The sequence below is a fragment of the Aeromonas sp. ASNIH2 genome, assembly GCF_002934795.1.
GTDB lineage: Bacteria > Pseudomonadota > Gammaproteobacteria > Enterobacterales > Aeromonadaceae > Aeromonas > Aeromonas caviae.
In genome coordinates, this window is sequence record NZ_CP026406.1 from 4,166,627 (window position 1) to 4,182,066 (window position 15,440).

At 49.8% G+C, this 15,440-nt stretch carries 15 protein-coding genes; 5 read left to right on the plus strand and 10 right to left on the minus strand.

What is annotated here, in order from left to right; translation table 11 throughout:
- Nucleotides 1–148: 148 nt before the first annotated feature.
- On the minus strand, nt 149–1,018 hold the full coding sequence (locus C3F36_RS23400; RefSeq protein WP_158656159.1) for an AbiTii domain-containing protein: 870 nt from the start codon (nt 1,016–1,018) through the stop codon (nt 149–151).
- Between the two features lie 189 nt (nt 1,019–1,207).
- On the opposite strand from C3F36_RS23400, the gene C3F36_RS19960 reads away from it, so the two are divergent.
- The 5 genes from C3F36_RS19960 (at nt 1,208) to C3F36_RS23405 (ending at nt 5,375) form a co-directional block, all read left to right on the plus strand.
- Nucleotides 1,208–1,672: a hypothetical protein gene (locus tag C3F36_RS19960; protein WP_233759675.1), complete on the plus strand. Its 465-nt coding sequence runs from the start codon at nt 1,208–1,210 to the stop codon at nt 1,670–1,672.
- Between the two features lie 530 nt (nt 1,673–2,202).
- Complete coding sequence (locus C3F36_RS19965; protein WP_001809438.1) at nt 2,203–3,234, plus strand: IS630-like element ISAhy2 family transposase; 1,032 nt, start codon at nt 2,203–2,205, stop codon at nt 3,232–3,234.
- On the plus strand, nt 3,215–3,769 hold the full coding sequence (locus tag C3F36_RS19970; protein ID WP_199769624.1) for a PDDEXK-like family protein: 555 nt from the start codon (nt 3,215–3,217) through the stop codon (nt 3,767–3,769). The genes C3F36_RS19965 and C3F36_RS19970 overlap by 20 nt, the downstream gene beginning before the upstream one ends.
- Nucleotides 3,770–3,829: 60 nt before the next feature.
- Nucleotides 3,830–4,780: an IS1595-like element ISKpn3 family transposase gene (locus C3F36_RS19975; protein WP_043851557.1), complete on the plus strand. Its 951-nt coding sequence runs from the start codon at nt 3,830–3,832 to the stop codon at nt 4,778–4,780.
- Nucleotides 4,773–5,375 carry a hypothetical protein gene (locus C3F36_RS23405; RefSeq protein WP_158656161.1) on the plus strand — a complete coding sequence of 201 codons (603 nt, stop codon included), beginning with the start codon at nt 4,773–4,775 and terminating at the stop codon, nt 5,373–5,375. Before C3F36_RS19975 ends, C3F36_RS23405 begins: the two co-directional genes overlap by 8 nt.
- Nucleotides 5,376–5,630: 255 nt before the next feature.
- On the opposite strand, the gene C3F36_RS19980 is transcribed toward C3F36_RS23405, so the two are convergent.
- The 9 genes from C3F36_RS19980 to C3F36_RS20020 form a co-directional block, all read right to left on the minus strand.
- Nucleotides 5,631–7,172, minus strand: a complete 1,542-nt coding sequence (locus C3F36_RS19980) for a hypothetical protein (RefSeq protein WP_158656163.1) — start codon at nt 7,170–7,172, stop codon at nt 5,631–5,633.
- Nucleotides 7,172–7,948 (minus strand): DNA polymerase, encoded by a 777-nt coding sequence (locus C3F36_RS19985; protein ID WP_158656165.1) that lies wholly within the window; start codon nt 7,946–7,948, stop codon nt 7,172–7,174. The genes C3F36_RS19980 and C3F36_RS19985 overlap by 1 nt, the downstream gene beginning before the upstream one ends.
- Nucleotides 7,949–8,228: 280 nt before the next feature.
- Nucleotides 8,229–8,828 (minus strand): hypothetical protein, encoded by a 600-nt coding sequence (locus C3F36_RS19990; RefSeq protein WP_139440468.1) that lies wholly within the window; start codon nt 8,826–8,828, stop codon nt 8,229–8,231.
- Nucleotides 8,829–9,475: 647 nt separating this feature from the next.
- Nucleotides 9,476–10,207 carry a hypothetical protein gene (locus C3F36_RS19995; RefSeq protein WP_104455760.1) on the minus strand — a complete coding sequence of 244 codons (732 nt, stop codon included), beginning with the start codon at nt 10,205–10,207 and terminating at the stop codon, nt 9,476–9,478.
- Between the two features lie 53 nt (nt 10,208–10,260).
- Nucleotides 10,261–11,043 carry a hypothetical protein gene (locus C3F36_RS23410; RefSeq protein WP_158656167.1) on the minus strand — a complete coding sequence of 261 codons (783 nt, stop codon included), beginning with the start codon at nt 11,041–11,043 and terminating at the stop codon, nt 10,261–10,263.
- Between the two features lie 30 nt (nt 11,044–11,073).
- Complete coding sequence (locus C3F36_RS23630) at nt 11,074–11,853, minus strand: M48 family metalloprotease (RefSeq protein WP_324806716.1); 780 nt, start codon at nt 11,851–11,853, stop codon at nt 11,074–11,076.
- An 83-nt stretch (nt 11,854–11,936) separates the two neighbouring features.
- Nucleotides 11,937–12,692 (minus strand): IS21-like element ISAs29 family helper ATPase IstB, encoded by a 756-nt coding sequence (istB, locus tag C3F36_RS20010; protein ID WP_000194037.1) that lies wholly within the window; start codon nt 12,690–12,692, stop codon nt 11,937–11,939.
- A 14-nt stretch (nt 12,693–12,706) separates the two neighbouring features.
- Nucleotides 12,707–14,248, minus strand: a complete 1,542-nt coding sequence (gene istA / locus C3F36_RS20015) for an IS21-like element ISAs29 family transposase (RefSeq protein WP_104455763.1) — start codon at nt 14,246–14,248, stop codon at nt 12,707–12,709.
- 199 nt (nt 14,249–14,447) lie between these two features.
- Nucleotides 14,448–15,413: a M48 family metalloprotease gene (locus C3F36_RS20020; RefSeq protein ID WP_104455764.1), complete on the minus strand. Its 966-nt coding sequence runs from the start codon at nt 15,411–15,413 to the stop codon at nt 14,448–14,450.
- Nucleotides 15,414–15,440: the final 27 nt, after the last annotated feature.

The window sequence follows — 15,440 nt, forward strand, 5'->3', positions numbered from 1 at the left end:
CATTGTACCCGGTTTGGCCATGTCGGTTGCAGGCCTGCAAGCAGGCAGGATCCCGCCACCCTCACGGAACGGGTGCAGGGCGCGCACTGGCTGCTATCCCTGAATGCAAAACGGGGACGCAGCCCCGCTCATGCCCCGACGATAGCGATCAGCCGCCGCTCAAGGTGGCCAGCCACTTCAGCACTAGCTCGCTCAGCACCCCGCCGCCGGCGCTTTGCAGCACTGCCAGCGCACTACCACCGGCCAGCACGACGAACAGCGGCCATTTCCGCTTGGCGGTGGCGGCCTGGGGCTTGAGGGTATCCGGCTCGCTCTGCCGTGCGTCGCGGCCTGCCGGCTGCCGTGGCGCATCCGCGCACCCCTGCGCCAGCCCGGACGGATCCGCGGCCTTCTGCTCACCGGTGACGGTTTGCTGTTGCTGGCCCCCAGGCGAGCTAACCATCAGTTGGCCACCGTGGAACCCGCCTTCGATGTGAACGGTCACCGGCGCCAGCGGCTGGGGTGGGGAGGGTATCTCGTACCCCTCGATCCCCGCCTCAGCCAGGTCGAGCGCCCAAGCATGCAGTTTGTCCCTAACCGCATCAATGAGGCCCTGCACCTGATTAGACCCCAGGGCAACTTCTGGCTGACCCGGCAACTGAAACTCCCTCATCAAAAAAGCACTTTCTTCAGACGAGAAGAACGACCGAACCACTTTACCGGGTACGGCCAGCCCCTCCAGTTCGCCCATCTTGCGACCAAACCGACATTCGGAAAAAAACATGCTCATCTCGGGATCCCGTATTGGCAACGGCAACCTCCCGTGACCAGGCACATCGACCTTGAGCTCACCATATAACACACGGTAGCGCGGTAAATCCCCGGACTGCGGGTAGCCGTGCAACTCCGAGTTGATCCAGTCGATCCACTCGGTTTGATTGAGCCGGCGGGCGACCACCAGGGCCTTGCGCAGCAGATCGGTGGTCTTGACGGTCGGATCGCTGACCTGGTTGATGAGGTCTGTGAGTAGGGCGGGCATCAAGGCGCTCCTGGGCGATAAAAGAGCCCCAGTGTACCCGATTTGGCCCGCTCGACTGCAGCCCCGCTGGCCGGATTTGGGCTTGGCTTTGGCCGTTGACCTAGAAGACAAAACGGTGGCCAATGCCAGTCCCCCAAACCGCAGTATCTGCGTGATATAATGGCCCTTTCGTGTCCACTTGGTTTCGCTATGACGAGCAAAGATCACGGGGTCTTCGGCTCCCCTAACCAAAACGTTACACACCCCGCTGGGTTGGCTTGTTATGGCATGATCCCCGAGATTGTGTCTAAAGGTGAGCGGATCCCTGCTGGCGAGATCTTCTTGAGAGTCGGCAGACATACAGGCCCAAACAGAGGCTTTGGCGTTCGCCATATCTGGGCTGAACATGAGAAGGAATTGACCAAGATGGGCTACCACACCATCAACGATGTGGCCCGCTATATCAGCGACATTATTCGGCCTGGAGCCAAGATATATTGTGAGTTCAACAGTGCAGCGGGCCGCCACCGTCCTACCGTCCTGAAATCCCCGCTCGGACTCGTTGTGCTTGAGCCCAGGGAAGCACCGGAAACCGCATCTGGCCACATCTATACGGTTGTTACCGCCTATACAAAACGCACCGCACATGGCGTTCTGGTGGGGAACGTACAATGAAAAAGGGCACACCGTAATGTGCCCTTTATGAAAGGTTGGTAGCCGCAGCGTTTCCTTAGCTCATGGGTTCGGAAACCGACTCGTTTGTCGAACTACCGTCAGATAACCAGCTATCTGACTGCCCAATGTAGAAGGTCAATTACTGGTTGATCCCCCCTACAGATGCTCTTGCAGCAAAATGAGTTTATCAAAGTTACCCAGTGGGTAACAAGAGAAGAGATAATTATCTCAAGCATGGCAACTCATTCCTTGTGCTTTCCCCCGCCCAAAGATGCTAAGCGTTCCTGCTTATCGCCAGCAGGCAAGCGCAGCGCGGCAGCGTCCTTTTGCCCTTGGCTTTGGCCGTTGGCCCAGACTCCCAAACGCCCCTTGGCCAGCCCCTCACCACAACATATGATGCCGCTGCAGCGGCGATCGACCACTAAATAGCTGTTCCGAATAGTAGATCACCGGAGGAAGGGAACTCAGTCCAGTTTGTGCGATCTGATTAGTCGCTAAACAAAACAAGCCACACCCAAAGGACTGAGTTGATGCCTATCCTACCACCTCTGCCACGACCACAACGGCGCCGCATTCACAAAATCATCCATGCCACCCGTGATAAAGGACATGCTCGTCGCTTGATGGCCATCTTGCTGTTACATGAAGGACGCACGATCACCGATGTTCATCACCTTACCGGCGCTGCGCGCTCGACCATCGGTCGTTGGCTTCGGTGGTATCGAGATGAAGGCATAGATGCGCTAGAAGCCTTACCGGCTGGCCGTGCCCCAGTCTTACCTATCGCCAAGATTGTCACCCTACTGGTGCTGCTCATGCAGTTTTCTCCGCAAGATTTTGGTTATCAGCGCAGCCGTTGGTGTACTGAACTATTGGCTATAAAAATCAATCGGTTAACAGGGCTCAATGTGGCAGCCTCCACGCTCCGCCGATGGTTACCTCGTATGGGCATTGTCTGGCGCAGGCCCGTGCCGACCTTGCGGATAAAAGACCCAGCCTATCAGGAAAAAATGGCGAATATCGACGCCGCGCTGGCCCGCTGTGATGCCGATAATCCGGTGTTTTATGAGGATGAAGTCGATATAGACCTCAATCCCAAATTAGGAGCCGACTGGATGTTCAGAGCGCAGCAAAAGCGGGTTGTCACACCGGGGCAGAATGCCAAGCATTATCTGGCAGGCGTTCTCCACGCAGGCAACGGAAGGGTACTTTACGTCAGCGGGATCAAGAAAAACTCATCGCTGTTTATTGCCATGCTGGAAAAGCTGCGCCACCACTACCGACGAGCCAAAACCATCACGTTGATCCTCGATAACTACATCATTCACAAAAGCAAACAGACCGAGCGATGGTTGAAGAAGAATCCCAAGTTCTGCCTGGTGTTCCAGCCAGTTTACAGCCCTTGGGTTAATCACATAGAACGGCTATGGCACAAGTTACATGAAACCATCACGCGCAATCATCAATGCAGAGGGATGGCAAACCTGCTGGCCCGAGTGAAACACTTCATGGATACCGTGTCTCCTTTCCCGGGGAATGGCTATGGCACAGCGAAGGTGTAGCACTATTGGGATCAGTTATTTAGCACTTTCGCGTTATCTATGTTTTTTACTATCCCCTAATGAAAGTCATGGGCAGTCAATATTGTTTCTAAGAGGATTTACCAATCTCATTGAAAAGATGGGACACAATAGCCCTATAGTTGATAAGGACTGCCTTTATAAGGCCAGAGTAGATTATGAAGTCATTATAGAAAATGGCAGAAAAATAGATCTTTTGTTGACAACATCAGACGGTTTTATTGCTATAGAAAATAAGCCATGGGCTGAGGACCAAGAGAATCAATTAAGAGACTATGCGCAATGGCTAAATAAGATGGAGAGACCGTGGAAATTAATATACTTATGCAATCATGAACCCGGCGAATGGACTCTTCCGCATGACACGCCAGACTCTTTGAAACAACACATTCTGACAATATCTTGGTATGATGTCATCAGATGGTTAGGCGATTGTTTATTGTACGTTCGTGCAGGCACAGTCAGAATCTTTGTTGAGTCACTAATTAAATACATAAATCAACCTGATTACCCATGATTAGCAGTCAGTTACCACGAACTATACTGATCTTACGTACAGTTATCGAGGTGCGAGATCATGGCCAAAAGCAAAATCCAATTCCAGAAAGGCTACAGCCTGTTTGAGTTTCTCAAGGACTATGGCACTGAGGCTCAGTGCGAAAACGCGCTGTTCACTTGGCGTTTTCCTAACGGCTTTGTCTGCCCTGAATGTGCCAACAAGACCTGTTGTCGCCTGAGAAGGCGGCCACGTGTGTGGCAATGCAATCACTGCCGTCACCAGATGTCATTGACTGGAAACACGATTTTCGCAAACACCAAGCTCCCACTGACCAAGTGGTTTCTGGCAATGCACCTGTTGTCACAAACCAAAACAGGCTTGTCAGCGATGGAGCTAAAGCGCCAGTTGGGCGTCAAATATGACACCGCCTGGATGCTCAAGCACAAGCTGCTGCAAGCCATGAAAGAGTCCGATGACAAGCAGCCCATCAGCGGCATCATTCAGCTCGATGATGTCTACTGGGGTGGCGAGCGCCGTGGTGGCAAACGGGGTCGGGGCGCGGCAGGCAAGACGCCGTTTGTGGCAGCAGTGGCCCTGAACAAGGAAGGACATCCAATCAAGATGCGGATGACGGTGGTCGATGGTTTCAAAACCAAGTCCGTTGCTGATTGGGCAAAACGGCATATTGCCAGTGGTAGCGCGGTGATATCCGATGGATTGGCCTGTTTCAAAGCGGTCAAGGAGGCCAATTGTGAGCACCTGGGAGTTGTCACCGGGGGCAACCTGGACTGGCTGGATCATCCGGCATTCAACTGGGTAAACACGATGATAGGAAATGTGAAAAACTCGCTGCGGGGCAGTTGCCATACGCTCGGAGCGAAGCATTTACCAAGGCATCTTGCGGAATACTGCTTCCGGTTTAATCATCGTTTTGACCTCAATAGCATGTTGGTAGAATTGGGGCATGCAGTCGTGGCAAGCCCTCCGATGCCATATCGGCTCTTGAAGCTGGCTGAGGGTCATGGGTAATCAGGTAAATCAATCAATTAACGGAGAATTTATTGTGGATAACAACGATGAGTTATCTGAAATCATCCAAAAAGATAGTAATACTATAGAGTCTGCATTTCTTATTTATAACCAGATAGAAAGTGCGCGTAAAAAGTTATATGAAAAATTGATTTCAGATCTGAATAAAAAACTGATTCCATATGATTTAAAAATCAACTTTACTGATGTAGATACATCTAGTCGATGGGCTGGGTTTTATATACCTTTAAGTTCTAGTGATACTTATTGTCTTTGCTGGGAGTTTGACCGCGCTAACTTTAATGGTTTGTACTTTGGTATATCAGGAGTAAGTAAAAAAGAAGGCCAAACTGCTAACATTTCAGCAGCGATGTCAGAACTTTTCCCTCATATGCAAGGTAAATCAAATAAATATTGGTCATGGTGGAGTTGGGACCTAGATCCACAGGGGAAAAATAGGATTCCTCAAAACTGGGGTAATGATGGTGCGGTCTGGGCAAAGCTCGGTGAACGTGATGAAGACAGTGTCTTTGCTGCACTGTATGAAGTGATAATTACTATTCACGAAAAAATTAATATGAAGCTATTTATGTAAGGATGAATAATTGATAAGCCACCATAGACACTAGGAAAATGCGAGCTATTCCTGTGAGTCATTATAGCATCGGGAGCGCATTCCCATCGTGGCAATCACCTATATCACTAAGGTTTTGGCCTACTAAACAATGTGAGATGGTGAGCGAGCTGAGATCTCTTTGACGGGTCGCAAACCCTAATATCAGGAGCCATTGGTAACATCAGATAGAAAAAACGCCAGCCCCGAAGGACTGGCGTTGATATTTTACTCATTTTATCCCAGTAGAGATTCTGCTACGCCATCGTTTTCCTCACAAGATTGATCTTCTCGCGACGGTTGCGTCGGGGTGACGGAAGGATCCGCCACGTCGTCGAATTCGCCACGACTTTGGTTAGCTTTTGGCTCGAACCAGACGTTGTAGTATCTGTCAGTTGCCCGCCCTCGAATGACTTGAACTCCGTTGCTAGTAAGGGCATCTAGTAGCACATGTAGCTTCCGAGACATAGCGGCTGCACTTTTGGGCATGTCTGACCCAAGACCGACAGACGTTTGGGCTTCCAAAGCGCTGAGCAACTCATGGGGAGTACCGTGCCAAGGATTGCTCTTGGAGTAACGCTGAGCAAACGTGGACAAGGAAACGAAGAGAGAGTCATCCACAACACCCGCTACTTTTGCTTGTTCAACGTTCTGTTTGTATGCCTCTTGTAGTACTCCTGCTTCTTGGCCAAGCACAGCTTCCAAACCAGCAACCCAAAGAGAGAAATCCGCCATGCGGCTTCGATAGAGTACCTTTGCAGAGCCTTTCGTAGCAATGATCTTGGCTGTTAATACATGTAATGTATAAATTAAGGAAGGTAGCTGCTCCTCGAGTTTTGCCGACAATTCAGATTCTGAGCATCTCGCTTCATCTGGTATCGGCTTTAGAGTGATATTCAGACATCGACTAACCAGGTCGCTTTCCGTTACAAAAGTATGGATACCGTTCAATACAAGAGCGCAGCGCATATCCATGCTGAACTCTTCACCATCAGTGTATAATTTACGACCAGCAAGAGACCCTCCAGTGGCGACGACACAGAGACCATCGCTCAGTTCCTGACGTATAAATCGAAGGTTATCGTAAATCAGCACATGGTTATTCTGAGATGAAATCGCGATATCTTTGATGTTTTTCGGCATTGCTTGGCTAGGTACTGCACATGGGTCAACTAACTGCCTAATAATTTTGTTGCACATAAAGGACTTACCCGAACCCGCTGGTGCTTTTACCACTAGTATCGGAAACGGTAGCTGGGCAGCTTTGGGGGTAGCGATTGTATATGTCAGCCACGCCAGCAACAGCAGCTTCTGTGCGTTGTTATTGCAGTTGAACAAGTTCAGCAATGCTTTGATATCAAACTTCTGGACTAACTCTGGCATAGCCAGCATGGTATTAGTTTCAGTGAAGAAAATTCCTTCTGGCAGCGTGGAGACAACGCTGATACCCGTCCCCATATTCTGGAGAAAACGGCCGTTACCCAAGTTGTATATGTACCCTTCAAGATAAGGTGCCACTCTGTTGTGAACAACAACAGGCAGTGCATCTTCAAAGGCAAAGGCTGCAATTTCATCCAGCACATCTTTTAGCCTATTTTCGTTGAGGCGTTCGCCGCGACTTCTTGCGAAGGAGCGAATGGATGCTATAACTCTATCGGATTTGTGTGTATGGCATATCCCTGGTTGATTTTCATATACAACGTAAGGGCCCTTATAAAGCTTAACCGTAGCCAGATATGCTGTACTGAATTCAACCGCATCAAATTTTTTGCTCACCATCACACCACCCCCACTTGACCATCGAAAACACCATCCACCTTCACATTGAGCTCAAAACCGTCCAGCACTAAGGCACTGGCTTGCTTGAGCAATGCGATCGCTTTCGCTACCTGCTGATCTTGCTCAGCAATAGGAACTCGAATAAGGAACGCATCATGGATGGTCAGGCGTAGGTCGATACCCGCATCTACTAGGCCGATAACTGCACGACGCATGATGTCTGCGCCAGCCGCTTGAACAGGCCAGTTGCGAACAGCAAGAGGGTTACTCAGTGGTGTAACGCGGGCTGCCCAGTCCAGACAGTTGACATAGCCGTCACGAAAAGCCAGCTGAGAGCGGTGGTTCAGCTCTGCATCGACACGGTAGAATATTTCTTTTAATGCTCGCCAGTAACGCTGCGCTACTTCAAGGGGGATCTTGTGCTCTTTGGCATAGGCAGCAGCAGATTGACCGTAAGAATGCGGTAGGACTAGCTTTTTAAGCGAATCCCTATCCAAACCAGCGAGATGAGGGTGGCTACCAATATGAAGATATAGGTCGCCAGCTAGGTAAGCTGCCAGGAGCTCTTGGTCATTCGCAAAACAGGCCGCGATAGCAGGCTCCTGCTGGGCGAAATCGACCAAGATATACAGAAATCCGGTTGCTGGATTGAGGACAAACGGCCAGAACTTCTTTTTTAGGGAAGTCAGACTTGGCCCGTAAATCACATTTCTGCCTGTCGTCGTTGCGAATGGCTTCGATTTATGCCGAAGCATGAATGCGTCATCGGTGTTCATGTTGGTAAAGTCCTTGGATCGCCCAAGGGCATCAAGAACAACATGACCCCCCTGAGCATTGTTGATTAGGGGTTGGAATAGAAGGGGGCGTATTTCTACGCCCTTTTGATGGATGTGATAGTTAAATCTGGCGTATGTAAAGGGGATGTTACTGAATGTAATAGGGTGTTTTGCTTCATCGAGTGATGAAGAAGTATACGGGGACGTATAGGTAGGAAGATTCTTGCAAGTAATAATGTTCGAATTTTTTCGTTTTATAAATAAGGCGTTAAACCTTGAGCTACAAGATGTCATTTATTGTAGCGAGATCGATGTCGATATTTAACGCGTAGTCATCATCTAAAGATGACTTATTCATGGTTGATTTTTCACCAATTTCTTCATCTATGGCGCTCTTGTTATCGGTGGGTGAAATTACAGCATACTTCTGAAAGATTGGATGCTGCCGACTGTCTATGATGGATTCTGCAAATGTCAATTCTAATAAGCTCACGTACTCCTGATCGGTTATAGGAAGAATGGCTATATCAGAGCTACCAGTGAAAGCATAAGAGTCTGCCAAGCGCGTTGTCGTATAGACCGCAAAGTTGGACTCCATTAACTCTCTCTTCGAACGTGTGTATAGGTCCTGAGAATACATATGGATTTGCATCATGCCCAACCCACCCTGCTCAGAACGAAATGGTATGAAGCAATACTGCTTTACTAGGTCACCGAGTTCTGGAACCAGTGCGCTATTGACTGGGTAGAAACGACGACTACCGGCAGTTCTGTCATTGAAAATGAACATATGCATGCTTCGTTCTTTGTCAAGAAGGAAGTGTACTTGGTCTGCTGGGAGCTTAAAAATCTCAGCTTGCGCCAATGCGACGCGATCCACGACACATCCCTTCAATCGATCTATCACTAGAGTCATAAAAACCTCATTATAAATGTGGTCCTTTACGCTCTCTAAAATGGGAGAGGTTAGTTTCGTCTAATTTTTAAAGAGCGTAAGGATTGTTTTAAATATCCTTAAAAATCAAGTCGATATGGCTGACTTGATGAGAGAGATACTACGCATGAAACGAACTAAGGTCAATATGGGTAGCAGCCAGTAAGAAGGTAGTCATGAATAGAGATTGATATAAAATTCGAAAAATACAGATATATAGTCAACGGCATGTCTGTTTATGTAAGTTTGTTGACATTTTTAAAAAAATCAGAATCATTGCTAATCACCTTCAAAAGCCGTTTTAAACGCGTATAGATTATTGGGGGTTGTAATGAAGACGCCTGCCTGATGACTTCGCTAAAAAAGATGTGCATAAAATAAAGCCGGAAAAAAATAAAAAATATTTTTTTGTGGCCCCTTATCTGACTGGGAAAATGCACCTTTCAGTGGTTTTACTGGGGATGTCGACGGTGCGTCGAATCGACGAACTACCCCCGTCGAGCCGACACCACCGTCGAGACTTTTACTCTGTTGGCTGGTATTGAACGAAAAAAAAGCGGGATTGCTCCCGCTTTCATGCCACCGACCTTGCTCTACTCGTACAAACTGACGCTGCAATCCTCTCTGGATGTCATACAGTCTCGGGCTGGGCTGCCATCTGGTTCAATCTGATAAATCCGATCCTTCTCTACTCGATATATAGCAGAGCTTGTCTTGAGGGGGATGGCGAACGGGCCTTTCCAATCCACAGAGCAGCTTGGCTCCTGGAAGTTGCCATTGTCATCCATCAAGGCGGCACCACAGCTTTCGATAACAGTCAGACCATTCTTCTGGATCGTGATGTATCGCTCTGTGCCGTTTCCACCTGCAAAGTTAAAGCTGCGTTTGCCGATGAAGGGGAGGGGCTGTTTCCCATATAGAGCTGTTTGGGGGGCGGCTTCTTCTTTGGCTGCTTCGCACATCTTATCTAGCAGTGCATCGATCATGAGGTCAGATTGTGGCTGGCCGTTTATCTCCAAGGCTTCCACGCTGAACTCTTCACCTTGGATCCACATCTGGAGCAGGCCACGAACAGGTCTATCTCCATATGTGAACGTGCCACTCACGTTGACCAGCTTGCGGCCATCAGTGGCTTTGCCTGCCGACCACTCGGGATCCTTAAAGAAGCTATCGGCCTGCTGCTCCAAGGTGACGCCTGGACAGCTTTCCAGTTCTCCCCCTTTTACGGTCAGTTCGTCCAGTTTGTTGAACATTCCGGCTTGAGCTGCAGGAACCGTTAACAGCAGGCAAATAATAGCTGTTAGGGAACCACTTATAATATTCATTGACAATGTTCCTTTTAGTCATTGTTGTATTCAGAGTTAAATATGTTGCTGCGTCAGTAAACTTGTTGCATTCTTGACATGAATACCTTCACGTAAGCTTTGTTGTTTATTAGCTCGCCGTTGATAGTGAACACCACAAATCCTTTTGCATTGCCATACAGAGCTCGATTCATATCACTATTGTCATTGAGGAGTACTGATGGGCCTGAGTTTGAAAAACAATGTATCTTGGCAGCGCCAGGATGCCCAGATTTATCATTAACCCAAATAGCTTGTTCCATCCCCATCCCTGATGGGCAATTTGTGGTCTCAACTAATCTAAATTCTTCCTTAGCGATGTCTGGAAAGTTGATTGGTTTAAGGTCTAACGAGAATCCGTTTTTTGTCAGCTGGAACTCTCGACTGGCAAGTACGTGACGCTTGATTGCCCCCGTATTGGAATGCAATATTTCATCCGTGCCTTCATCGGCTAACGGGCTGCCAATTTTAGTGATATAGGGTGGATGCCTAGGGCTTAGAGTGGTTGCAAGTGACTGGGTTTCATCTACAGCCTTGCCTTGTAACATTGATAGGCACTGCTGTTGCTTTGCTCTAACATGTATTCCAGCACTATTTTTGATAGCCTCACAATTTTTCTCGGTGGGTGTCCATTTTTCCTTTTGTACTGGCATCGAAGTTTCTTGAGCCGCGTTGGGATCAAGTCCAGCGGCAAGGTTATCGAGCGGAGCAAGTGCATCATCTACGACCTTGTTCAAGGCAGAACCAAAATCATCTCCATTGGAAACGCAGCCTGATAAGGCCATAACTAAAATCGAACAAGCAGTTTTTCTAAACATAAATAACTCCATTGTAAAAACAAATAACAATTACCAAATCCATTGAAATGCTTTAATTTTTTGAAGGTTGTAACGTTTGTCGAAATCTTCTTGAGTCAGGCAAAGCACCCGAATAAACTCGATAAGAGATAGAAAAACAGGAATCCAAGTTATGCAGCCAGCGAGATAGATAAGACCCCAGCCCCAGTTGCCAGCGTAAAATTTATGTAACCCCAAACCGCCACCGAAAAACATCATCAGGGCCATAACAGATTTTCGCTTGCCGCGATGATGAACTTGGTCAATCGTAGTCGTCTGTACTTCCTGTACTTCCTGTACTTCCTGTACTTCCTGTACTTCCTGTACTTCCTGTACTTCCTGTACTTCCTGTACTTCCTGTACTTGTGGTTGTGTTGAGTCACTAACTGTGAGTTTAGTTATATTGTCAGTCGCAGGGATATAGGTCCCATCGTCAAGTGCGGCAAGTCGTTTGCTTATTGGTGGATGTGTTGAAAATATTTCTGAGAAGCCGAGTCGGCCTGATATTTTGAACGTTGCATAAGCACTCTGTTCAAGAGGTATCTTGGATGTGTCATTTGCGAGTGACTTCAGCGCATTCATCATGGGGCCTTTACCCAAAAGTACTGCCGCAAAAGCATCAGCCCGATATTCTCGTGATCTTGAGAACGCCTTCACAACTAAACTACCCAGAAGGGTCAGTACAAGAGCCGCTATCGTTTTAATTAGCCATAACGTAAATTCAACAACCCAGCTGAAGCTATCACCAAAAATATTCAGTACACGTAATAGGTTAAGCGGTAGGGTAGCTATTAATGCGTATTCCGGCGAAGTTGAACAGCCATTCCGGCCAACGTGAACACCCTGATCCTTAACGCGCTCACGTCACCCCGTTTCTAACTCGAGTGTTCAGATTGGGTCAACTCACTTCTCCTCTTTCTCATCGATTCTCCCTTCAGTGACAGCCGGTGAGCGTTGTGCATCAGCCGGTCCAGGATCGCATCTGCCAGAGTGTTGTCCCCCAAGCTCGCGTACCACTCTTCCGTTGGCAGCTGACTGACCACGACCGTCGAGTATTTCCCGTACCGATCATCCATGATCTCCAGCAGGGCGTTGCGCTGCTCGGCATTCACCGCTTCCAGTCCCCAGTCATCCAGGATCAGCAGCTCTATCCTTGCCAGTTGACCCAGCAGTCTGGCGTAACTGCCATCTACCTTGGCCTGGCTCAGCTCAAGTAGCAGACGCGGCAGCCGGTAGTAACGAGTGCTGTGCCCCTGCTGACAGGCTTGGTAGCCCAGCGCACAGGCTAGGTAGGTTTTTCCGCAGCCACAGGGGCCGGTAATGAGCAGGTTCTGGCCCCGGCGCAGCCACTCTCCTTGGGCCAGGTTTGCCACCTGTGACCGCTCCAGGTTGCGTGCAGACTGGTAGTCCACCTCTTGCACCGTGGCCTGGAGTTTGAGCCTCGCCTGCTTGACCAGCCGAGCTTGTTTACGCTGCTCCCGGCTCAGTTGTTCGTGTTCGACCAGCAGGCTTAGCCGCTCGATGAAGGGCAGCCCTTCGTAGGTACTTGCCTGTTCCAGTTGTTGTTGCACGGCATCCGCCATGCCAGTCAGTTTCAGGTGTCTCAAGCGGGTCAGCGTTTGTTGGGTCATGGGTTTTTTCCTCGTTAGTGGAAGCTCTGGGGGCCGCGGATGTTCTCGTGCTCTTGCGGCAGTTCTGGATAACTGAGCGGACTTGCGGGCAGTTGGTCGCGGCCACTGGTCAGCACCGACTTGAGCTGCTTGAGCCGCACCAGTCCTTCCCGGTTGGCCAGCTGGCAACAGGCTTCGACTCGTGATGGCGGATACTCCCGGCTAAGACTCAGCAGTCCCAGGCAGAGTCGGTATGCCTGCTCGGCATGGGCTTTCTCTGCCTGCCGTTCGCTAACCCAGCACAAGGTGCCCGGTCCGATGTCGGCAGCCCACTGCTTAAGACGCCCTGGCGTCCAGCGTTGCTGCTTGCTGTGACGTTCCGGCATGTGCTCAGGGAGTGTGCTCATCCCCGGGATGGTTTTACGCGGATGGCTCGCGACCAGCTGTTGCTGGTGATAGACCTGAAGCAGGGTATCGCCCGCATGGAGCTCCAGTTGCTGACCCACATACTGGTGCGGCACCGAGTAATGGTGCTGCTCATAGCTGACGTGATAGTCGATGTTGACCTTGACCGTTTTGATGGCGACATAGCGATAGGGATGCACCGGTAGTGACCCCAGTGCCGGGCGGTCCAACTGCTCAAACGCCTCGCGTCGGTTACCGGGCAGCTGCTTGAACGGGCGCTCGTTGAGCTCATTCAACAAAGCCCGGATGCACTGGTTTAGCTCGGCAAGCGAGAAGAAGGTCTGATGGCGTAGACGAGCCAGGATCCAGCGCTCGACGATCTGCACACCCACCTCGGCCTTGGCTTTGTCCTTAGGCTTGTAAGGGCGAGCTGGCATCACCGCCACCTGATAGTGCTCGGCCAACTGCTGGTAGCTGGGGTTGAGCTCGGGATCGTATCGGCAAGCCTTGCTGACACCGCTCTTGAGGTTGTCGGGGATCAGCAGTACCGGTGTCCCGCCGAAAAACTCAAAGGCACGGACATGGCTTTGCAGCCAGTCCGGCAGTGACTGGGACCAGGTGGCCTCGGCAAAGGTGTAGTTGGACGCACCGAGCACGGCGACAAAGACTTGTGCCTGACGGACCTCACCCGTAGTCGGCGACACGATGGGCACCGTGGGCCCGCAGTAGTCGATAAAGAGCTTTTCCCCCGCCTTGTGGATCTGGCGCATGGAGCGCTTTTGCAACTGACACCAGGACTTGTAACGGTCACAGAACTGGGAGTAGCTGTAACAGCTATTGGGATAGCGCTGGGTGTACTCCTCCCAGAGCAGCTGTTTGGAGACCCCCTTGCGCTTGAGCTCCTGATGGACAGAGGGCCAATCCGGCACAACATGGCGGGCCGAGATGGTGGTATCGGCCTGCGGATAGAACAGGGCAGCCAGTCGGCCATCATCAAGCTCGGTAGGTAAGGGCCAGGTAAGGCCGAGCGCCTGGGCACTTTTGAGGAGTTTCTGGATGGAGCCGACACTGACCTTGGTACAGATACTGATTTGGCGAACAGAGAGGTCAGCTTCCAGCCGCAGTCGCAGCACTTCACGAATTTTACGCATTGCAATCCTCTTGGCAGACATAGGCTCTTCCCTGGCAAAAGGGAGAGCGTATCAAAGGTTGTTAAATCAATGCGTTAAGGATGATTCCGGTGAATGTGAACAGTGATTCCGGGATGTTGAACACTGTTTCCGGAAAGGAGGGGCGAAGTGTTCAGGTTGAACCGGAATGAGCGTTCACATTGGTCCGGAAATGGTGTTCACGTTGAATCGGAATTGGTGTTCATGATCGGCCGGAATATGCAATTAAAACAATGCTATTGATAACTCCCTGTAAAAGAACAGTCCCTAACATGTCTCGGTTGGCTATATGAGCAATTTCATGCGCTGCGACAGCCTGTATCTGTTCTCGATCCATTTTATTCAAAAGGCTGGAGCTAAAGGCAACAAGTGCATTACTGGGGGAGGAGCCTGTAGCGAATGCATTTATATCTGGACTGTCATAAACACCAACCTCGGGTACACAGTCCAGCCCTGCACGTGTTGCCAGCTCAGCGACCATTTCATATAAATGTTTCTCCTCGTTTGACGCTGGATAACGATGGTCAATAACTTTGACTCCATGTGCCCGTTTAGCCAACCATTTACAAAACATCAGCGAAAGCAATGCACCAGCAAAACCTAAAAATGGTATAGCTAGTGCGCCGGGGCCTGTCCACACAAGGCCAATAACCAGCCCCCCGTTCAACAACAGGAACCATTTAAGGAATTTCGCGTTTGATAGTGATTTCAGTTGTGCCACCGATACATTGTTATGGTCTGTGGGTTCCGTTATATTAATCTGTTGCGTATTTATCGGTATCTCGATTGGCATAGGGACGTGATCTGTAGTCTTTTCTTCGTGTAACGGCCATATTGTCCTATTGATAGGGGATGTGATAACTTCTGCGATCGTTTTGGCTTTCTTCTTGGCCGTACCGAAAGTATCTATGGCATCAGCGAAAGAGCCTGTCAGTGATATCTCAACAATCCCTTCTTCTGGCGAGCTGAAATTCACGGTAACGCGCAACCCGAACGGATTGATACCGTACTTCCAAGATGCTTCCAGTATCCCCTTGGCTCGGTCAGCAACCTTGATGGTGCCGCCCTCTGCTTGTAGGTGGGCAGCAATGTGTTCGAAGACAACTTCATAATCGTCATGACTGCGTAAAATAAGGTCGGATTGTTTAGTTATCGTAGGGGACTCCATGATGATTTTTCTCCTTGCTTGTTAGGC